Source organism: Bradyrhizobium iriomotense, from assembly GCF_018129405.1.
Lineage (GTDB): Bacteria > Pseudomonadota > Alphaproteobacteria > Rhizobiales > Xanthobacteraceae > Bradyrhizobium > Bradyrhizobium iriomotense_B.
Genome location: NZ_JAFCLP010000003.1, coordinates 197,196 through 216,373 on the forward strand (window position 1 = coordinate 197,196; position 19,178 = coordinate 216,373).

General features: G+C 64.7%; 17 protein-coding genes and 1 other RNA gene. 11 read left to right on the top strand and 7 right to left on the bottom strand.

Annotation, left to right across the window (positions count from 1 at the left end; genetic code table 11):
• Positions 1 to 144 precede the first annotated feature (144 nt).
• From JQ592_RS10075 to JQ592_RS10085, 3 genes are read left to right on the top strand one after another with little or no spacing between them, the layout of a single operon-like run.
• Positions 145 to 609, top strand: coding sequence for a (2Fe-2S)-binding protein (locus JQ592_RS10075; protein WP_183248845.1), 465 nt, complete (start codon positions 145 to 147; stop codon positions 607 to 609).
• Between the two features lie 8 nt (positions 610 to 617).
• Entirely contained in the window at positions 618 to 2,786 is a 2,169-nt protein-coding gene (locus JQ592_RS10080; protein ID WP_211402716.1) for a xanthine dehydrogenase family protein molybdopterin-binding subunit, read from the top strand.
• The gene (locus tag JQ592_RS10085) at positions 2,783 to 4,126 is read left to right on the top strand and encodes a c-type cytochrome (protein ID WP_211402717.1); all 1,344 of its coding nucleotides are present in this window, start codon (positions 2,783 to 2,785) and stop codon (positions 4,124 to 4,126) included. The genes JQ592_RS10080 and JQ592_RS10085 overlap by 4 nt, the downstream gene beginning before the upstream one ends.
• Before the next feature lie 195 nt (positions 4,127 to 4,321).
• Here JQ592_RS10085 and JQ592_RS10090 read toward each other — a convergent pair whose 3' ends face one another.
• The 6 genes from JQ592_RS10090 to JQ592_RS10115 all read right to left on the bottom strand — a co-directional run bounded on the left by JQ592_RS10090 (position 4,322) and on the right by JQ592_RS10115 (position 7,759).
• On the bottom strand, positions 4,322 to 5,014 hold the full coding sequence (locus JQ592_RS10090) for a hypothetical protein (RefSeq protein ID WP_211402718.1): 693 nt from the start codon (positions 5,012 to 5,014) through the stop codon (positions 4,322 to 4,324).
• 195 nt (positions 5,015 to 5,209) lie between these two features.
• Positions 5,210 to 6,034, bottom strand: coding sequence for a TIGR00282 family metallophosphoesterase (locus JQ592_RS10095; protein WP_211402719.1), 825 nt, complete (start codon positions 6,032 to 6,034; stop codon positions 5,210 to 5,212).
• The gene (locus JQ592_RS10100) at positions 6,012 to 6,608 is read right to left on the bottom strand and encodes a 5-formyltetrahydrofolate cyclo-ligase (RefSeq protein ID WP_211402720.1); all 597 of its coding nucleotides are present in this window, start codon (positions 6,606 to 6,608) and stop codon (positions 6,012 to 6,014) included. The genes JQ592_RS10095 and JQ592_RS10100 overlap by 23 nt, the downstream gene beginning before the upstream one ends.
• A gap of 229 nt (positions 6,609 to 6,837) precedes the next feature.
• A non-coding RNA gene (gene ssrS, locus JQ592_RS10105) (6S RNA) lies at positions 6,838 to 6,998 on the bottom strand.
• 60 nt (positions 6,999 to 7,058) lie between these two features.
• Positions 7,059 to 7,442, bottom strand: coding sequence for a cell division protein ZapA (locus JQ592_RS10110; RefSeq protein ID WP_061025095.1), 384 nt, complete (start codon positions 7,440 to 7,442; stop codon positions 7,059 to 7,061).
• Positions 7,439 to 7,759 (bottom strand): DUF4164 domain-containing protein, encoded by a 321-nt coding sequence (locus tag JQ592_RS10115; RefSeq protein ID WP_063694167.1) that lies wholly within the window; start codon positions 7,757 to 7,759, stop codon positions 7,439 to 7,441. The genes JQ592_RS10110 and JQ592_RS10115 overlap by 4 nt, the downstream gene beginning before the upstream one ends.
• Before the next feature lie 357 nt (positions 7,760 to 8,116).
• Between JQ592_RS10115 and tkt the strand changes: the two genes are divergently transcribed.
• The 8 genes from tkt to JQ592_RS10155 all read left to right on the top strand — a co-directional run bounded on the left by tkt (position 8,117) and on the right by JQ592_RS10155 (position 17,696).
• A complete protein-coding gene (gene tkt, locus JQ592_RS10120) occupies positions 8,117 to 10,132 on the top strand; it encodes a transketolase (RefSeq protein ID WP_211402721.1) in 2,016 nt (671 codons plus the stop codon).
• A 148-nt stretch (positions 10,133 to 10,280) separates the two neighbouring features.
• Positions 10,281 to 11,288 (top strand): type I glyceraldehyde-3-phosphate dehydrogenase, encoded by a 1,008-nt coding sequence (gap, locus tag JQ592_RS10125; protein ID WP_211402722.1) that lies wholly within the window; start codon positions 10,281 to 10,283, stop codon positions 11,286 to 11,288.
• Between the two features lie 116 nt (positions 11,289 to 11,404).
• The gene (locus tag JQ592_RS10130; RefSeq protein ID WP_211402723.1) at positions 11,405 to 12,601 is read left to right on the top strand and encodes a phosphoglycerate kinase; all 1,197 of its coding nucleotides are present in this window, start codon (positions 11,405 to 11,407) and stop codon (positions 12,599 to 12,601) included.
• Positions 12,602 to 12,653: 52 nt separating this feature from the next.
• Complete coding sequence (fba, locus tag JQ592_RS10135; RefSeq protein WP_211402724.1) at positions 12,654 to 13,721, top strand: class II fructose-bisphosphate aldolase; 1,068 nt, start codon at positions 12,654 to 12,656, stop codon at positions 13,719 to 13,721.
• Between the two features lie 293 nt (positions 13,722 to 14,014).
• Positions 14,015 to 15,040 carry a class I fructose-bisphosphate aldolase gene (locus JQ592_RS10140; protein ID WP_211402725.1) on the top strand — a complete coding sequence of 342 codons (1,026 nt, stop codon included), beginning with the start codon at positions 14,015 to 14,017 and terminating at the stop codon, positions 15,038 to 15,040.
• A 3-nt stretch (positions 15,041 to 15,043) separates the two neighbouring features.
• Positions 15,044 to 15,733: a thiamine phosphate synthase gene (locus JQ592_RS10145; RefSeq protein WP_211402726.1), complete on the top strand. Its 690-nt coding sequence runs from the start codon at positions 15,044 to 15,046 to the stop codon at positions 15,731 to 15,733.
• Positions 15,734 to 15,741: 8 nt separating this feature from the next.
• On the top strand, positions 15,742 to 16,824 hold the full coding sequence (locus tag JQ592_RS10150) for a tetratricopeptide repeat protein (protein WP_211402727.1): 1,083 nt from the start codon (positions 15,742 to 15,744) through the stop codon (positions 16,822 to 16,824).
• 86 nt (positions 16,825 to 16,910) lie between these two features.
• Positions 16,911 to 17,696: an inositol monophosphatase family protein gene (locus JQ592_RS10155; protein ID WP_211402728.1), complete on the top strand. Its 786-nt coding sequence runs from the start codon at positions 16,911 to 16,913 to the stop codon at positions 17,694 to 17,696.
• A 716-nt stretch (positions 17,697 to 18,412) separates the two neighbouring features.
• On the opposite strand, the gene JQ592_RS10160 is transcribed toward JQ592_RS10155, so the two are convergent.
• The gene (locus JQ592_RS10160) at positions 18,413 to 19,174 is read right to left on the bottom strand and encodes a hypothetical protein (protein WP_211402729.1); all 762 of its coding nucleotides are present in this window, start codon (positions 19,172 to 19,174) and stop codon (positions 18,413 to 18,415) included.
• Positions 19,175 to 19,178 lie beyond the last annotated feature (4 nt).

The window sequence follows — 19,178 nt, forward strand, 5'->3', positions numbered from 1 at the left end:
ATTCGTGAACGTCATGGCCTGAGGCTTCGATCGCGCAAATATGCATTGCCGGAAATTTGGACGCTTCATCGTTTCGCATCGTTATGATTATGGTCGCGCGCAAATCGCCGACGCCGCAAGCGCTCGTCGAGCAAGGGGATGCACATGGCAACAACACTCACCATCAACGGCGAGACGAAATCGTTCGACGCGCCACCTGAAATGCCCTTGCTGTGGGTGCTGCGCGACATCCTCGGCATGACCGGCACCAAGTTCGGCTGCGGCATCGCGCAGTGCGGCGCCTGCACGGTGCATGTCGACGGCAAGGCGGTGCGCTCCTGCGTGCTGCCGGTGAGCGCCGTCGCGAACCGCACTGTGACCACCATAGAGCATGTCGGCAGCACGCCTGCGGGCGCGAAGGTGCAGAAGGCCTGGCTCGAGGCCGAAGTGATCCAGTGCGGTTACTGCCAGTCCGGCCAGATCATGGCGGCTGCCGCGCTGCTGGCGGCAACGCCGAACCCTGACGATTCCGACATCGACGCCGCGATGGCCGGCAACATCTGCCGCTGCGGCACCTATGTGCGCATCCGCGAGGCCATCAAGCACGCGGCCAACGGCCGGCAGTCGTGAGGTCCGCCATGAATGCACACAACAATCTCTCCCGCCGTTCGCTGCTGACCGGCGGCCTCGCCACCGGCTTCCTGCTCGCCTTCCATCTGCCGCTGCGCGCCGCCGTCAACGAGCCGGTGCAGCCGCGCGATACGACCGAGGGCAAGTTCGCGCCGAACGCCTTCATCCGCATCGACGAGACCGGCCGCACCGTGCTGATGATGCCGCAGGTCGAGATGGGCCAGGGCACCTACACGTCGATCTCTGCCGTGCTCGCCGAGGAGCTGGATGCCGACTGGAGCAAGGTCGAGGTGCAGCACGCACCGCCGAACGACAAGCTCTACGGCAATCCGACCTTCGGCCTGCAGGTCACCGGCAATTCCAACTCGATCCGTGCCTGGTGGCTGCCGCTGCGCCAGGCCGGCGCCACCGCGCGCGCGATGCTGGTGCAGGCCGCCGCCAGCCAATGGGGCGTCGAGCCCTCCAGCTGCACGGCCGCCAAGGGCGAAGTCGCGCACGAAGCGAGCGGCCGCAAGCTCGCTTACGGCGCGCTGGCGCTCGCAGCGCAGGGGCAGACGCCGCCGAAGGATGTCGCACTGAAAGACCCCAAGGACTTCGTCATCATCGGCCAGCCCTTGAAGCGGCTCGACACGCCGGACAAGGTCAACGGCAAGGCCGTCTACGGCATCGACGCGATCCTGCCGGGCATGAAGTTCGCCACCGTCGCCGCCTGCCCGGTATTCGGCGGCAAGGTCGGCAAGGTCGATGACAGTGCCGCGATAAAACTCCCCGGCGTGCGCAAGGTCGTGGTGCTCGACGACATGGTCGCCGTGATCGGCGATCACATGTGGGCGGCGAAGCAGGGCCTCGAAGCGCTCAAGATCGAGTGGAACGAGGGACCCAACGCTGAGATCACCACCAAGGACATCTGGGACGATCTGCGCAAGGCCAGCCAGAAGGATGGAGCGGTCGCCAAGTCCGACGGCGACATCGCCAAGGCGCTGGCGAGCGGCGACAGGTTCGAGGCGGCTTACGAGCTGCCGTTCCTGGCGCACGCCTCGATGGAGCCGATCAACGCCACCGTCCACGTCAGGCCGGATGCCTGCGAGATCTGGACCGGCACGCAGATCATGACGCGGGTGCAGTCGGAGGCGGCGAAAGCCGCGGGCCTGCCGGTCGACAAGGTGATCGTCAACAACCACCTGCTCGGCGGCGGTTTCGGCCGCAAGCTCGAGCCCGACATGGTGATCGCGGCGGTGAAGATCGCAAGGCAGGTCGACTACCCCGTGAAGGTGGTGTGGACCCGCGAGGAGGACATCCAGCACGACGTCTACCGTCCGGTCTATCGCGACCAGATCACCGCGTCGCTGGTCGACGGCAAGGTTGCGGGCTGGAAGTACAAGGTCGCCGGCTCCGCCGTGCTCGCACGCTGGCTGCCGCCGGCGTTCCAGAAGGGCATCGACATCGACGCAATCGATGCCGCGGTGGATGCGCCCTACGACTTCGCCAACTTCCACGTCGAATATGTCCGCGCCGAGCCGCTGTCGGTGCCGACCGGCTTCTGGCGCGGCGTCGGTCCGAACAACAACGTGTTCGCGGTCGAATGCGCGATGGATGAACTCGCGCGCAAGGCGGGCAAGGACCCGATCGAGTTCCGCAAGTCCATGCTGACGAAGAATCCGCGCATGCTCGCGGTGCTGAGCCAAGTCGCGGAGAAATCCGGCTGGGGCCAGAAGCTGCCGCCGCGCGTCGGCCGCGGCGTCTGCGTGCAGCCGTCCTTCGCAAGCTTCATCGCGACCGTGGTCGAGGCCGAGATCGACGACATCGGCGAGATCACCCTTCGCCGCGTCACATCGGTGGTCGACACCGGCATCGCGGTGAACCCCGACACGGTGAAGGCGCAGATCGAGGGCGGACTGATCTTCGGCCTCACCGCCGCGCTCTATGGCGAGATCACCATCGACAAGGGCCGCGTGCAGCAGTCGAACTTCCACGACTACCGCATGATGCGCATCAACGAGACGCCGAAGATCGAGGTGATCGTCGTAAAAAGTGGCGAGGCGCCCGGCGGCATCGGCGAGGCCGGCGTCAATGCCGGACCGCCGGCGCTGCGCAACGCGATCTACGCGGCAACGGGCGTAGCGCTGCGGCGCCTGCCGATCGATCGAAAACTGCTGGCTGCGGGGAAAAAGGCATGAGCGGCAAGATGCGTATCCTCACTGGCATCGTCGTGATCGTCATCGTCGCGGTGGCGCTCGGAGTCTGGATCATCCGCGGGCCCGGCCCGCTCGACTTCGCCGGCGGCACCAAGGTGGCACTGGCGGATTACCGCGCCGGCAAGCCCACGGGCGTGCCGGCCAAGCTGGAGAAAGCGAGCCTCATTGAACGCGGCGAATATCTCGCCAAGTCCGCCGACTGCATGGTCTGCCACACCAAGCCGGGCGAGAAGGACTATTCCGGCGGTCTCGCCTTCAAGCTGCCGTTCGGCACGCTCTATTCGACCAACATCACGCCGGACAAGGACACCGGCATCGGCAATTACAGCGACCAGGACTTTTTGAACGCGGTCCAGCACGGCAAGCGCCGTGACGGCGCGCGGCTCTATCCGGCGATGCCCTACACGTCCTACACCCTCATGACGGACGAGGACGTGCTGGCGGTGAAGGCCTATCTGTTCAGCCTGCCGGCGGTGCGCGCCAAGGCGCCGGACAATACGCTGTCGTTCCCGTTCAACCAGCGCTGGGCGATGATCGTCTGGTCGGCCGTGTTCAATCCGGACACGCGCTTCACGCCAGACACATCGAAGAGCCCGGAGTGGAATCGTGGTGCGTATCTCGCCGAGGCACTGGCGCATTGCGGCGAGTGCCACACGCCGCGCAATCTCGGCTTCGCGCTGGATAATCGCAAGAAGTTTGCCGGCGCCATCACCGCGGGCTGGCGCGCCTTCAACATTTCTTCCGACAAGGCGACCGGTCTCGGCAACTGGAGCGATGCGGATCTGATCTCGTATCTGTCGCTCGGCCACGCGCCGGGCCACGGCTCGGCCTCGGGTCCGATGGGTGAAGCGGTCGACCACAGCTTCAGTCAGTTCGCGCCCGAAGACATCAGCAGCATCGTTGCCTACTTGCGCAGCGTGCCGCCGCAGCCCTCATCCGACCTGCCGGCCACCACGGCGCCTGTCGCCCCCGCCTCGCACCGCGACGGCGTCACGGCAGACGCGCGCGGCAAGAAGATGTTCGCCAGCGCCTGCGCCAGCTGCCATGGCTGGAGCGGCGAGAGCCCGGTCTCGCCGATGGCAACCCTCACCGGCACCTGGGCCGTCAACGACCCCGCCGCCACCAACGTCGCGCAGATCGTGATCTCGGGCACCAGGCGCCACACACCCGACAGTGCGCTGTCGATGCCGGCGTTCGGCAATGCCTACACGGATGACGAGATCGCGGCGGTCGCGAATTACGTCACGGCGCGGTTTGGTGCGAAGGGCTCGAAGCTAACGGCGAAAGACGTGGCGGAGCTACGGGAGCAGACGGCGGAGTAATCGCACGGCGAGATTGGCGCGTGACCGCGCGTCAATCTCCGCCGTCGTCCCGGACAAGCGCAGCGCAGATCCGGGACCCATACGCCGCAGCAATCGTTTTGCGAAGACTCGGAGTGGCCAGCTTCGTGCAGCAACGACGCCCTGGGGTGGGTCCCGGCCTTCGCGGGGATGACACCGAGAGTGTAGCGCCGCCAGCTAGCTCAACCGAAACCTCGGCATCGTCGGCTCAAGCCAGAGCGGCAACATCGTCCGTTCGAACGTCGGAGGCTTGAATCCCTTGTACTCCCGCATGATCATCGCCCTGACGGCGGCGAGATCCGGCTTGCCGTCAGGCAAAGGCTCGGGATTTTTGTCCGACCGAATGAAGTCGGGCGCCGTGCCCGGCAGTTTGTACAGATTGAAATCGCTTCGGCGCGTGGCGAAGTCGGCTTGCAGATAACCCTCCGCCATCATCACACTGGCCGGCGCAAGGTAGAATCCGTCTTCGCGATAGGGACCAAGAACCGAAAAGGTCCTGGAGCCCCGGGCAACGCCGACAAGCTCGTGACTGAGGCGGACCAGTTCGACATCCTTGCCGCCGGCCCTGATGTGCACCCGGCGCAGGGGAAGCTCCGCGGCGTCCTGCGTGACGACACTGACGAGCACGACCACATGCTTTGCGGTCGCGGCATATTCCTCCGGACTCATCGGCCAGGCGAAATCGATCGCCGAGCCTCGCGCCGCATTTGGCACCAATCGCGCCGTCTCGATGGCGGATTTCTCCAACCGCCTTGCGATATCGGCAGGAGACACGGCCCCGCGGGTCGCCGGCCGTGGCTTGCTCATGATCTGCGCGAACGCACCATGCGAGAGCAGCAGTAACAGTAGGATCGCGACGAGCCTTGGCACGACAAACTCCCGAGCAGATTCAGGGATGCATCCCAGTATCGTAGGGTGGTGACGCGCTAGTTAACTTAACCAGTACCGTAGGGTGGGCAAAGCGAAGCGTGCCCACGCACTTTTGCGAACATGGAAAGAGATCGTGGGCACGGCGCAAGCGCGCCTTTGCCCACCCTACGATTTCTGAGCGTGCAGCTTCGTTCGCTAGCTCAACCAGAATTTCGGCGTCGCGGGCTCCAGTCTTCCGCCCACACGCACCGGCGCGATCTTCAGCGCAAGCCCTGTCGCGTCATCCGTTTCCACCGCAACGCCGCTGAGCGTCGCGACGCCCGCGGCCGGCTCGAAGCGGCCTGACGGAATCCCTGATGTGAACCGGCGCAGCGGTTCTTCCTTCTGCATGCCGATGATGGAGTCGTAGTCGCCGGTCATGCCGGCATCGGTCATGTAGGCGGTGCCGCCCGAGAGGATCTGGTGGTCGGCGGTCGGCACGTGCGTGTGCGTGCCGACGACGAGGCTGGCGCGGCCGTCGCAGAAGAAGCCGATGCCCTGCTTTTCGCTGCTCGCTTCGCAATGGAAATCGACGACGATCGCGTCCGCGGCAACGCCGAGCGGACACGCGCCGAGCTCGCGCTCGAGCGCGGCAAAGGGATCGTCGAACGGGGTCATGAAGACGCGGCCCAGCGCGTTGACGACGAGCGCGTGCTTGCCGTTCTTGGTCTCGACCAAAGCGGCGCCGCGGCCGGGCGTGCCGCGCGGATAGTTTGCGGGGCGCACCAGGCGGTCGGCGCGCTCGATGAACACCAGGGCTTCACGCTGGTCCCACGAGTGGTTGCCGAGCGTCACCGCATCGGCGCCGGCCTCGATGAACTCCCGGTAGATCGCTTCCGTGATGCCGAAGCCGCCGGCCGAATTCTCGCCGTTGACCACGACGAAATCGAGCGACCAGTCCTTGACCATGCCGGGAAGATATTCGGCGACGGCCTCGCGCCCGCTACGGCCGACGACATCACCCACGAAGAGAATGCGCAACTTCAGAACTCCGGAAATCGAACACGTCCGATTCCGTTAGCACATAATCCAGCGCCACGTCGTGGGATAGTGCCGGAACCGCCTCGATCTCCTGCGCTGCAAAAGCAAGCCCGATGCCGACGATGTGCTTGGTTTTGCGCAAATGCGCGAAGGTGAAATCGTAATGGCCCGCGCCATAGCCGATGCGATGGCCGAGGCGGTCGAAGGCGGCGAGCGGCGTCAGCATGATGTCGGGGATGACCTCGGCCGCGGCAGGCGACGGCTCGGGAATGCCGAGCGGGCCGAGCATCAGGCGGTCGTTCGGATGGAAGATGCGGAAGATCAGCGATTGTCCGCGCGCGGTGACGCAGGGCAGCGCCAGCCTGGCGCCCTGCTCCGCGAGCTTCGTCAACAGCGGCATCGGATCGATCTCGCTGCGGATCGGCGAATAGCCGGAGACGATGCTGCCCGGCAGCAGCTCGAACGGCAGCCCGCGCTTGGCGAGCTTTGCGGCCGCTGCCGTGCGCTTCTTCTCGCTCAGCGCATCGCGCTTGGCGAGGGCTTTGGCACGGAGCTCGGCTTTCGAATTTGACATGCGCTTTGGTCCCCCACGTCATCACCCGCCTTGTGCGCCCTTGCGCACTGGAGCGGGTGATCCAGTATTCCAGAGACGCCAATGCTAGAACCTCGACGCCGCGGCGTACTGGATGCCCCGGTCCTCCGTGCGCAATTGCGCACTCGGCGGGGCATGACACCGAACCTTGAGCTGAACCGCAAGCGTGTCGGGGACGCAATCTCGACAGGCACGAACCAGAAGAAAACAGTGCGAAGCCGCGTACGCCGTTGAAGCACTCGATCCCGGAGTTCCCTACGAAAGTAGGTGGGCACCATATGTCCGGGCCCACGGGCCCGGCCAGGGACAGTTCCCTAAAGGATCGATAAGGCCCCGGGGATATATGGCTCCTGACGCACGTCGCAGCCTCGCCCGCGCAATGTAACAACGATACTGACGAATCGCCAGCCCGACCGGCAGGCCGGTGCAAAATCACCCGATCGCGATGCCGTTGCCGACGGTCCGGTTCAACACCTGGGTCGACTTCTCGATGCGCTCGGCGGCGGCGTTCAGGGCGTTCACCACCGCGGTCTGGGTCATGCGGGCGCGCTCGACGGCGGCGTTGCGGAAATCTCGGAGCTCGGTCAACTCCTGCTCGAGGGTTCGGACGCGGTTGCTGGTGTCGATCAGCTCGTCGCAGACGGTCAGCGCGGCCATCACGGTCAGCCGTGCATCGCCGATCTCGCCGAATTTTCCGCGCAGCGACTGGATGCGTGTCTCCAGGGTTTCGGCGAGCTTGAGCAGCCGCACCTCCTGGCCCTCCTCGCAGGCCATGCGGTATTGCCGGCCATTGATGGTGACGTTGATGTGGCTCATCCATCCTCTCCGGTATCGAGCACCGAGCGTATCGTGACGATTGCGGAATCCAGGCGGTCGGAGATCTCGCGATTGGTGCGCTCGAGCTTGCGCGCCTTCACCAGCGCGCCGTCGAGCTCGTCGGCAAGTCGCGACCGGTCTGCGCCCAATGCCTGGATTCGCGCCGCGAGTTCGTTCTCGTCGCGATCGGCATCGCGCCGCCGCTCGACCGCGCTTTCGAGCGAGTCGAGCGCCGCCATGAGCCTGCGGGTCGCGATCTCGATCTCGACGGCAGAGGACTCCGTCATGGCAGAGCTGTTGGACACGCGATCGTTCATGCAGTCAGCGGCGGAACCTGGCGGCCTTTGCCCAGTGGCCTTTCCCTGGAGCTTGCCGTCCGGCAAAAGACTCGGTTCGGCAAGCGGTTAGAAGCAGAAATTTACGTGGCAAGCTAGCCAAGCGCAACGCCGCCCCGAAATTGTGCACCGTTTGTCGGGGGCATGACCTCGTCGGAAAACCGGACGCCACTCTTCCGGGTCATGCCGCAAGCAACTTTTACCGCCGCCATGGCGTTTGATTGCCTTGGACTCCCGGAACCGAGGTGCTATCCAGCCCCCCATCTCCCGTGGCCGCCAGGCGCGATCCCGCGCGGCGCGCACGGCCATCAAGCGCCTCATTTCAGACGGATTTTCATCATGATGCAGCTCGACGCCACCCGTATGGCCCATACGCAGGTCGATGCCACCCGTATGGCCAATGCGATCCGCGGCCTTTCGATGGACGCTGTCGAGAAGGCCAAATCGGGCCATCCCGGCCTGCCGATGGGCGCCGCCGACATCGCCACGGTGCTGTTCACGCAATTCCTGAAATTCGACGCCGCCGCGCCCGCCTGGCCGGACCGCGACCGCTTCGTGCTGTCGGCCGGCCACGGCTCGATGCTGCTCTATTCGCTGCTGTATCTCACCGGCAATGCCGAGATGACGCTGGACCAGATCAAGCAGTTCCGCCAGGTCGACTCGCTGACCCCCGGCCATCCCGAGAATTTCCGCACCAAGGGCATCGAGACCACGACCGGCCCGCTCGGCCAGGGCATCTCGACCGCGGTCGGCATGGCGCTCGCCGAGAAGATGCTCGCCGCCGAGTTCGGCAAGAAGATCGTCGACCACCACACCTACGTGCTCGCCTCCGACGGCGACCTGATGGAGGGCATCTCGCAGGAAGCGATTGCGATGGCCGGGCACTGGAAGCTCAACAAGCTGATCGTGCTCTATGACGACAACGGCATCTCGATCGACGGCCCGACCTCGCTCGCCGATTCCGTCGACCAGGTGAAGCGCTTCAAGTCCGCCGGCTGGGCCGCCGAGAAGATCGACGGCCAGGACCAGGCCGCCATCGCCGCAGCGATCACGCGCGCGCAGAAGTCGAACAAGCCGACGCTGATCGCCTGCCGCACCACCATCGGCTTCGGCGCGCCGAACAAGGCCGGCACCTCGAAGGTGCATGGCGAGGCGTTAGGGGCCGACGAGCTCAAGGCCGCCAAGGAAAATCTCGGCATCTCGCTGGAGCCGTTCGCGGTCGCCGATGACGTGCTGAAGGCCTGGCGCGCAGCCGGCAGCCGCGGCGCTTCCGCGCGTCAGGAATGGGAAGCGCGGCTCGGCGAGCTCGGCAGCCGCAAGCGTGCCGAGTTCGAGCGCCGCCTGCGCCATGAGCGTCCGGCTTCGCTGGCGAAGGCGCTGAAGGCGCACAAGAAGGAGCTGCTGGAGAAGCCGCTCGTTGCCGCCACGCGCAAATCGTCGGAAGCGGCGATCGAGGCGATCGCAGCCGCGATGCCGATGGAATTTTTGGCGGGCTCGGCCGATCTCACCGGCTCCAACAACAACAAGGCGAAGTCGGCGACCGCCTTCTCGGCCAAGACGCCGAAGGGCCGCTTCATCCATTACGGCATCCGCGAGCACGGCATGGCGGCTGCGATGAACGGCATCTTCCTGCATGGCGGATTCGCACCGAACGGCGCGACCTTCCTCGTCTTCACCGATTATGCGCGGCCGGCGATGCGCCTTGCCGCGCTGATGGGCGCCGGCGTCGTCTACGTGATGACGCACGATTCCATCGGCCTCGGCGAGGACGGCCCGACCCATCAGCCGGTCGAGCATCTCGCCGCACTTCGCGCCATGCCCAACATGCGCGTGTTCCGCCCATGCGATTCCATCGAGGTCGCCGAGTGCTGGGAACTGGCGCTGAACCGCGTCGACGGTCCGACCGTGCTGGCGCTGACGCGGCAGAACCTGCCGCAACTCCGCACCACCGCCCCGAACGACAATCCCTGCGCAGCCGGCGCCTATGAACTGGTTCCGGCGCAGGGCGAAGCCAAGGTATCGCTGTTCGCGTCCGGCTCGGAGGTCGAGATCGCAGTTGCCGCGCAGAAGCAGCTCGCCGAGCGCGGCATCGCGTCACGGGTGGTGTCGGTGCCCTCGCTCGAGCTTTTGTTAGCGCAACCAGAAGCCAAGCGCGCCGCCATCATCGGCAATGCGCCGGTGAAGATCGCGATCGAGGCCGCGGTGCGCTGGGGCTGGGATGCCGTGATCGGCCAGGATGGCGAATTCATCGGCATGCATTCCTTCGGCGAAAGCGGCCCGGCGAAGGAGCTTTACAAGCATTTCGGCATCACCGCCGAGGCTGCGGTTAACGCCGTGCTGAAGCGCGTCAGCTGAGAGTTGAGCTTGTCAAAAAAAAGGACTACGTAACGTCTCATATGATCAAGCCCCCGCCCGGCCGAACCGGGCGTCCGCCCTAAAAAACCCACGCAGGCGCGCGAAGCGCGTTGTGCGGGACGACAACGGTCATTGAAGGAGACGAAACATGGCAGTCCGCGTCGGAATCAACGGTTTTGGCCGCATCGGCCGCAACGTGCTGCGGGCTATCGCCGAGTCAGGCCGCAAGGACATCGAGGTCGTCGGCATCAACGATCTCGGCCCGGTCGAAACCAACGCCCATCTGCTGCGTTTCGACAGCGTCCATGGCCGCTTCCCCGGCACCGTGACCGTCGACGGTGACTCGATCAACCTCGGCAGCGGCAAGATCAAGGTGACCGCCGAGCGCGATCCCTCGAAGCTGCCCTGGAAGGATCTCGGCGTCGACATCGCGCTCGAGTGCACCGGCATCTTCACCTCGAAGGACAAGGCCTCCGCACATCTGACCGCCGGCGCCAAGCGCGTGCTGGTCTCCGCGCCCGCCGACGGCGCCGACGCCACCATCGTCTACGGCGTCAATCACGAGACGCTGACCAAGGATCATCTGGTCGTTTCCAACGGAAGCTGCACCACCAACTGCCTCGCGCCGGTCGCCAAGGTGCTGAACGATCTCGTCGGCATCGAGACCGGTTTCATGACCACGATCCACGCCTATACCGGCGACCAGCCGACGCTGGACACGCTGCACAAGGATCTCTACCGCGGCCGCGCGGCCGCGATGTCGATGATCCCGACCTCGACCGGCGCTGCCAAGGCGATCGGACTCGTGCTGCCGGAACTGAAGGGCAAGCTCGACGGCGTCGCGATCCGCGTGCCGACCCCGAACGTCTCGGTGGTCGACCTCAAGATCGTCGCCAAGCGCGCCACCGATGCGAAGGAAATCAACGCGGCGATGAAGCGCGCCTCCGAGCAGCAGCTCAAGGGCATCCTCGGCTACACCAGTGCGCCGAACGTCTCGATCGACTTCAACCACGATCCGCACTCCTCGACCTTCCACGAGGACCAGACCAAGGTGCAGAACGGCACGCTGGTGCGCGTGATGTCCTGGTACGACAACGAGTGGGGCTTCTCGAACCGCATGGCGGACACCGCCGTCGCGCTGGCGAAGGTGATCTAACTTCGCTGCGATTTCGTCATTCCGGGATGGTCCGAAGGACCAGACCCGGAATCTCGAGATTCCGGGTTCGCGCTAAGCGCGCCCGGAATGACAGTCCAAATGGTTGAGACCATCTCATGGCGAACAAATTCCGCACCCTCGACGACGTCGACGTGAAGGGCAAACGCGTGCTGCTGCGCGTCGATCTCAACGTGCCCATGGACAACGGGCGCGTCACCGACGCAACGCGGCTCGAGCGCGTCGCGCCGACCATCACCGAAATCTCGGACAAGGGCGGCAAGGTCATCCTGCTCGCGCATTTCGGCCGGCCGAAGGGCCGCGATGCCAAGGACTCGCTGCAGCCAGTTGCCGAGGCGCTGTCCAAGGTCGTGAAGAAGCCCGTCGGCTTTGCCGAGGACTGCATCGGCGAGGCTGCGGCCACAGCCGTTGCGGCCCTGAACGACGGCGACATTCTCTGTCTGGAAAACACCCGCTTCCACAAGGAAGAGGAAAAGAACGATCCCGCCTTCGTCGCGGAATTGGCAAAGCTCGGCGACATCTGGGTCAGTGACGCGTTCTCGGCCGCGCACCGCGCCCACGCCTCGACCGAAGGCCTCGGCCACAAGCTGCCGGCCTATGCCGGCCGCACCATGCAGGCCGAACTCGATGCGCTGGAGAAGGCACTGGGCTCGCCGACCAAGCCGGTCATCGCCATCATCGGCGGCGCAAAAGTCTCGACCAAGATCGACCTGCTCGAAAATCTCGTCACCAAGGTCGACGCGCTGGTGATCGGCGGCGGCATGGCCAACACCTTCCTGCACGCCCAGGGCGTCGCGGTCGGCAAGTCGCTGGCCGAGAAGGATCTCGCCCCGACCGCGCTGCGCATCATGGAGAAGGCGGAAGCCGCCAACTGCGCGATCATCCTGCCGGTGGATGCCACCGTCGCCTATCATTTCGCCGCGAACGCGCCCTCGCACGCCTATGGCCTCGATGCGATCCCGGCCGACGGCATGATCCTCGACGTCGGCCCGCAATCGATCGTGCGCGTCCAGGCCGCGATCGACGATGCGGCGACGCTGGTCTGGAACGGCCCGTTGGGAGCCTTCGAGCTGCAGCCGTTCGACCGTGGCACGGTCGCGGCCGCCAGGCACGCCGCCGAGCGCACCAAGGCCAAGAAGCTGATCTCGATCGCGGGCGGCGGCGACACGGTTGCAGCCCTCAACCAGGCCCATGTGGCCGGTGACTTCACCTATGTCTCGACCGCCGGTGGCGCATTTCTTGAATGGATGGAAGGCAAGCCCCTGCCCGGCGTCGAAGTCCTGCGCATCAAGTAATTCGTCGGCAAGAAAGAAGCGGCCCTGTAGGCCCAAACGGAGAAAAAGACACATGGCTCGGATCACGTTACGTCAATTGCTCGACCATGCGGCGGAGAACGATTACGGCGTACCGGCCTTCAACATCAACAACATGGAGCAGGCGCTGGCGATCATGGACGCGGCCAACCAGGTCGACGCGCCCGTCATCATCCAGGCCTCGCGCGGTGCGCGCTCCTACGCCAACGACGTCATGCTCAAGCACATGATGGACGCGGTGACCGAGATCTATCCGCACATCCCGGTCTGCGTGCATCTCGACCACGGCAACGAGCCCGCGACCTGCATGACCGCGATCCAGGCCGGCTTCACCTCCGTCATGATGGACGGCTCGCTCAAGGCCGACGGCAAGACGCCGGGCGACTGGGGCTACAATATCGGCGTCACCAAGACCGTGACCGACATGGCCCATCTCGGCGGCATCTCGGTCGAGGGCGAGTTAGGGGTGCTCGGCTCGCTCGAAACCGGCATGGGCGACAAGGAAGACGGCCACGGCGCCGAAGGCAAGCTCAGCCACGACCAGCTGCTGACCAATCCGGACGAGGCCGTGAAGTTCGTGCAGGAGACCAGGGTCGACGCGCTCGCGATCGCGATGGGGACTTCTCACGGTGCTTACAAATTTACCCGCAAGCCCGACGGCGACATCCTCGCCATGAACGTGATCGAGGAGATCCATCGCAAGCTGCCGAACACGCACCTCGTGATGCACGGCTCCTCCTCGGTACCGCAGGACCTGCAGGACATCATCAACGCCTATGGCGGCAAGATGAAGCCGACCTGGGGCGTGCCGGTGGCCGAGATCCAGCGCGGCATCAAGAACGGCGTGCGCAAGATCAACATCGACACCGACAACCGCATGGCGATGACCGGCCAGATCCGGAAGGTGCTGAAGGACAATCCGGAAGAGTTCGATCCGCGCAAGTACCTGAAGCCGGCGATGGAAGCGATGACCAAGCTGTGCAAGCAGCGGCTGCAGGAGTTCAACACCGCGGGCCAGGCCTCCAAGATCAAGAAGGTCCTGACCACCGCCGAGATGGCCAAGCGCTACGCCAAGGGCGAGCTTGATCCCCGCGTCGCGTAAGCGATCGCGCGGTGGCGTGAGGCTAGATGCGCCCTATCCTCCCCTCGCCCCGCTTGCGGGGAGAGGGTCAGGGTGAGGGGGAGTCTCCCCGGGGGCGGTAGTAGACGGACTCGCGGAGAGTCCCCCTCACCCGGATTTTACGCTGCGCGCAAAATCCGGCCTCTCCCCGCAAGCGGGGAGAGGCGAAGAACCTCCCTCCCCCCTTTACCCTGCGACGAACGTTAACTCGGCAATTGCCCGAGAACGGTCTATTTTCACGGGCAAGGGCAGAATCGTTTTGGGAGGACCTCTCGATGAATCTGACTGAGCTCAACAGGATCGCGACCGCCATGGTTGCGCCGGGCAAGGGTATCCTTGCCGCCGACGAATCCTCCGGCACCATCAAGAAGCGTTTTGACGCGATCGGCGTGGAATCGACCGAGACCAACCGCCGCGACTATCGCGAAATGCTGTTCCGCTCCAACGAAGCCATGAGCCAGTATATTTCCGGCGTGATCCTCTATGACGAGACGATCTGGCAGACGGCCGCGGACGGCACGCCCCTCATCAAGCTGATCGAGAGCAGCGGCGCCATTCCCGGCATCAAGGTCGACGAAGGCACGCAAGGCCTGCCGATGTGCCCGGGTGAGCTCGTCACCGTCGGGCTCGACAAGCTCGCCGAGCGGCTGAAGAAATATTACGAGCGCGGCGCGCGCTTCGCCAAATGGCGCGCGGTGATCGACATCGGCAGCGGCATTCCCTCGATGACGGCGATCGGCGTCAACGCCCATGCACTGGCGCGCTATGCCGCGCTGTGCCAGGCCGCACAGATCGTGCCGATCGTCGAGCCTGAGGTGCTGATGGACGGCGACCACGACATCGATCGCTGCTATGACGTCACCCAGCGCGTGCTCAACAAGACGTTTCAGGAATTGCGCGTGCAGCGCGTCGCGCTCGAAGGCATGGTGCTGAAGCCGAACATGGCGATCTCAGGCAAGAAATGCACAAAGCAGGCCTCCGTGGAGGAGGTCGCGGAGAAGACGATCCGGCTGCTGAAGGCCTGCGTGCCGGCGGCGGTGCCGGGCATCGCCTTCCTCTCCGGCGGCCAGTCGGACGAGGAGGCAACCGCGCATCTGAATGCCATGCACAAGCTCGGTCCGCTGCCCTGGGGCCTGACCTTCTCCTACGGCCGCGCCCTGCAGGCCGCGCCGCAGAAGGCCTGGTCGGGCAAGGCCGAGAACGTCGCTGCCGGACAGCGCGCCTTCAGCCATCGCGCCCGGATGAACGGCCTCGCCTCCAAGGGCGAATGGCAAAGCAGCCTGGAAAAGAAGGCAGCCTAGATCTTGTCGAACAAACCGCCCCCGCCGCGCCCGGCGCCGCGTCTCTATCTCGCGACGCCTGTTGTCGATGATCCCGCTGCGCTCGTCGCCGAGCTGCCGGCTCTACTCGCCTCCGCCGATGTCGCGGCCGTATTGCTGCGGCTGAAGGAGACCGACCAGCGCACCATGACCTCGCGCATCAAGGCGCTCGCGCCGCCGGTGCAGAAAGCGGGCGCGGCGCTACTCGTCGACGGCCATCCCGAGCTCGTCGCACGTGGTGGCGCCGACGGCGCACACCTGCCCGGCATCGCCGCGCTGAAGGAGGCGCTGCCATCGCTCAAGCCCGATCGCATCGCCGGCGTCGGCGGGCTGACGACGCGGCACCATTCCATGGATGCGGGCGAGATGGGCGCCGACTATGTGCTGTTCGGCGAACCCGACGCGAAGGGCCAGCGTCCCTCGTCGCAGGCGATTGCCGAACGGCTGGACTGGTGGGCCGAGCTGTTCGAGCCGCCCTGCGTCGGCTTTGCGACGTCGCTGGAGGAGGCCTACGACTTCGCCGTCAGCGGCGCCGATTTCGTGCTGGTCGGCGACTTCATCTGGGCCGATCCGCGCGGGCCCAAGGCTACGCTGATCGAGGTCGATGCTGCGATCAAGAAGGCCCATGCGACGGCGCCGGGCGGCCAGGATACTGCCGGTCAGGAGCACGGCTAGCGCCTGACATGAAGCTCCAGCGCATCACCATCCTGGCCACGCTGCTGCTCACTGGGCCCGCGGCCGCGCAGCTCCAGATCACGCCGCCGGCGACGACGCCGAGCCCTTCGGCCGAGAAGCAGAAGCCCAAGGCGCCTCCGCCCGCCAAGAAAAAGGAGGCCGCGCCGGCGCCGAAGCCTTCGGCCTCGCCCAAGCCCGCCGCTTCTCCAAAACCTCAGCTGCCCGCGACCGTGATCCCGGCGCCGCCGACCGACACGCCCGGCGTCGATCTGGTGTTCGGCGCCTACCAGCGCGGCCAGTACAAGACCGCGTTCGAGCTCGCCACCGCCCGCGCTGCAGCCGGCGATCCCAAGGCGATGACCATGCTCGGCGAGCTCTATTCCAACGCCATGGGCATCCGCCGCGACTACGCCAAGGCGCTCGAATGGTACAAGCGCGCCTCCGACGCCGGCGACCGCGAGGCGATGTTCGCCCTCGCCATGCTGCGCATTTCCGGCCGCGGCGGCCCGGTCGACAAGGGCGAGGCGGTCAAGCTGATGGCCTCCGCCGCCAAGCTCGGCGAGCCCAAGGCGGCCTATAACCTCGCGCTGCTCTATCTCGACGGCCAGACCCTGCCGCAGGACGTCAAGCGTTCCGCCGAGCTGCTGCGCCAGGCTGCGGACGCCGGCCTGCCCGAGGCGCAATACGCGCTCGCGACCTTCTACAAGGAAGGCACCGGTGTGCCGAAGGACCCCGAAAGGGCGGTGCGGCTGCTACAGGCCGCCTCGCTCGCCGACAATGTCGATGCCGAGGTCGAATACGCCATCGCCATGTTCAACGGCACCGGCACGCCGAAGAACCAGCCCGCGGCTGTCGCGTTGCTCCGCAAGGCCTCGCGCCAGGGCAGCGCGATCGCGCAGAACCGCCTCGCCTGGGTGCTGATCAACGGCATGGGCGCGACCGCGGACAAGATCGAGGGCTTCAAATGGCACCTGGTGGCCAAAACCGGTGGCAAGGGCGATCCGGAGCTCGACAAGCAATTGTCCGATCTGCCGGCCGACGACCGGGCCAAGGCGGAGGCTGCCGCCAAGAAATGGCTCGGGACCAAATGACTTGACGCGGGGCCCCTCACGGGGCACCCAGTCCCTCAAACAGGCGTGTTTCTGCGCCCATCTCCCCCGATCAAGACCCAGAGCACATGCTGTATTCCGCCACTATCAACGTCATGGTCAAGGCGGCGCGCCGCGCCGGCCGCAGCCTCAAGCGCGATCTCGGCGAGATCGAGCATCTGCAGGTCTCGCTGAAGGGGCCGGCCAATTTCGTCTCGCTCGCCGACAAGCGCGCCGAGGAGATCCTGTACCAGGACCTCGCCAAGGCCCGGCCCGGCTACGGCTTTATCGGCGAGGAAGGGGGAATGCGCGAGGGCACCGACAAGAGCCACACCTGGATCGTCGATCCGCTCGACGGCACCACCAACTTCCTGCACGGCATCCCGCAATTCGCGATCTCGATCGGGCTCGTGCGCGAGGGCACGGTGATCGCCGGCGTGATCTACAATCCCGCCAATGACGAGCTCTACATCGCCGAGCGCGGCAAGGGCGCCTTCCTCAACGACCAGCGCCTGCGCGTCGCCGGCCGCCGCCAGCTCAACGAATGTGTGGTGGCCTGCGGCCTGCCCCATATCGGCCGCGGCGACCACGAGGAATTCCGCCGCGAGATGACCGCGATCCAGGACCGCGTCGCGGGCCTCCGCCGCTTCGGCGCCGCCTCCCTCGACCTCGCCTTCGTCGCCGCCGGCCGCCTCGACGGTTACTGGGAGCGCGACCTGCAATCCTGGGACATCGCCGCCGGCATGCTGATGGTGCGCGAAGCCGGCGGCACCGTGAGCGATATCGCAACGCCGGGCGACCCGCTGGTCACGGGGCACGTCGTGTGCGGGAATGAGTACGTGCACGGGGAGCTGGTGAGGATTTTGAGGAAGTAGGGGGTACTCCCCTCGTGAGACGGCCTCAGTTGGAGAGGCCGACTCCAAGGACGAATAACCGCTTAGGCTGCACAAGAGCGCCGCCATTCTCCAGTTTGCGCGCAGGCTCCCATGAGTCGTTATCAGCCACGCTTCCGGCCCGGGCTGGTAAAACCAACACTGGAACCCCAACTAAAATTCTTCTGATTCTTGGAAAAGATTCGGAGTTGAGGTTTGGACAGACTGCATCAATGGCCCTCGCTGCGATCTCGAGTTCTGTATCGTCGGCGGTCTGATGGTGAAGTATTACAATTTGCCAAGATGCAAGTTTCGTGTCGAACCCGGAAGTATGTATTGAAACAAAGGGCTCCTGAGGCTGCTCTCTGGTCAGCAAGACCGGTACGGAGATGGTACGGCTTACCCGGACTTTTGGAATTTGATCACTGAAGGTTTGCTCTATCAGATGCCTATATGTGGGTCGTTTCTTCAAGTGCCGCGGATCGCACGCTTCGTTTGTTCCAGAGCTTGCGAAAGGCGCGCCGATCAAAGGCAACGGCCCCTGAACGGGCTCGTCCTCAGGAGGCATCGGTAGCAATGCAAGGTCCACATTATAGTAGTCAAACTCCCGCTTGAGTTTCTTTCTATCAATACTTAGGAAACTCAATCGGTCCTGCGCGAGGACCGAACAGCAACATGACCAAGCGAGAAGAAGTACCAGCACACCACGACCAAAGACCCTAGATGCTGCGTGCCAGGATCGCGTAGATTCGCCTGGGTGAGTGCTCACGATATCTCAACGATTTAATAAAGGCCGCGCGGATGCGACGTTTCTTCTCATCTGAAAGATCGAGACCAGCAGAATATCCGATATCGACATCATAGTCCGCTACGTACATGCCGGTGACTTGATATTTCCCCTCCTGCACCAAGAGGCGGCAGGAACCCGCCGAACTTTTTCTAGAGCGGAAAACCAGGTCTCTCCGATTGATGTCCCGCGAAGCATTAGCCAGTTGCTCGTCGTCAGCCAATAGAAGCTGCCCATTCGTCAACTTAATGGAGACGTAGTCCAAATATCCAATAAATTGCCGCGGGAGATTGGGAAAGTCTCGTTCCAGACTCTTCCTTTCGTTCAGCACGTCTGAGAGCGAAACGTTACTCAGGTTGATCGAGTATTTAATGATGCCATCAGGTACCGAGATCGGTCGAATGGCGCTCGCATCAAACGCTCGGTGCGGGCATCGCTTATCCATATTCCAAACTGCTGGCCGCTGACGAAACACGTCTTCGCTGGAAACCACGATTGGAACACCAATGGATCCTGGTACCCCCTTGTAGTTGTTCAGACTTCGGGGCTTACTGCGTACAGGCAGATTATCCGGCGCCTGGACCAACTTGGCACCAGGATGCGTCCAGAAAACGTGGCTCTCTACCGTCGGCGTTACACAGCCACCGAGCGCTATTGCCGAACCCATCAAAGTGGCGGCCGCTGCCCTTTTCATCGGT

What these genes read in the sequence shown, in the direction of transcription:
- JQ592_RS10155 (WP_211402728.1), top strand. Translation starts at nt 16,911, where the DNA reads ATGCTGTATTCCGCCACTATCAACGTCATGGTCAAGGCGGCGCGCCGC.
- fba (WP_211402724.1), top strand. Translation starts at nt 12,654, where the DNA reads ATGGCTCGGATCACGTTACGTCAATTGCTCGACCATGCGGCGGAGAAC.
- JQ592_RS10160 (WP_211402729.1), bottom strand. Translation starts at nt 19,174, where the DNA reads ATGAAAAGGGCAGCGGCCGCCACTTTGATGGGTTCGGCAATAGCGCTC.
- tkt (WP_211402721.1), top strand. Translation starts at nt 8,117, where the DNA reads ATGATGCAGCTCGACGCCACCCGTATGGCCCATACGCAGGTCGATGCC.
- JQ592_RS10150 (WP_211402727.1), top strand. Translation starts at nt 15,742, where the DNA reads ATGAAGCTCCAGCGCATCACCATCCTGGCCACGCTGCTGCTCACTGGG.
- gap (WP_211402722.1), top strand. Translation starts at nt 10,281, where the DNA reads ATGGCAGTCCGCGTCGGAATCAACGGTTTTGGCCGCATCGGCCGCAAC.
- JQ592_RS10085 (WP_211402717.1), top strand. Translation starts at nt 2,783, where the DNA reads ATGAGCGGCAAGATGCGTATCCTCACTGGCATCGTCGTGATCGTCATC.
- JQ592_RS10075 (WP_183248845.1), top strand. Translation starts at nt 145, where the DNA reads ATGGCAACAACACTCACCATCAACGGCGAGACGAAATCGTTCGACGCG.
- JQ592_RS10115 (WP_063694167.1), bottom strand. Translation starts at nt 7,759, where the DNA reads ATGAACGATCGCGTGTCCAACAGCTCTGCCATGACGGAGTCCTCTGCC.
- JQ592_RS10080 (WP_211402716.1), top strand. Translation starts at nt 618, where the DNA reads ATGAATGCACACAACAATCTCTCCCGCCGTTCGCTGCTGACCGGCGGC.
- JQ592_RS10140 (WP_211402725.1), top strand. Translation starts at nt 14,015, where the DNA reads ATGAATCTGACTGAGCTCAACAGGATCGCGACCGCCATGGTTGCGCCG.
- JQ592_RS10100 (WP_211402720.1), bottom strand. Translation starts at nt 6,608, where the DNA reads ATGTCAAATTCGAAAGCCGAGCTCCGTGCCAAAGCCCTCGCCAAGCGC.
- JQ592_RS10130 (WP_211402723.1), top strand. Translation starts at nt 11,405, where the DNA reads ATGGCGAACAAATTCCGCACCCTCGACGACGTCGACGTGAAGGGCAAA.
- JQ592_RS10110 (WP_061025095.1), bottom strand. Translation starts at nt 7,442, where the DNA reads ATGAGCCACATCAACGTCACCATCAATGGCCGGCAATACCGCATGGCC.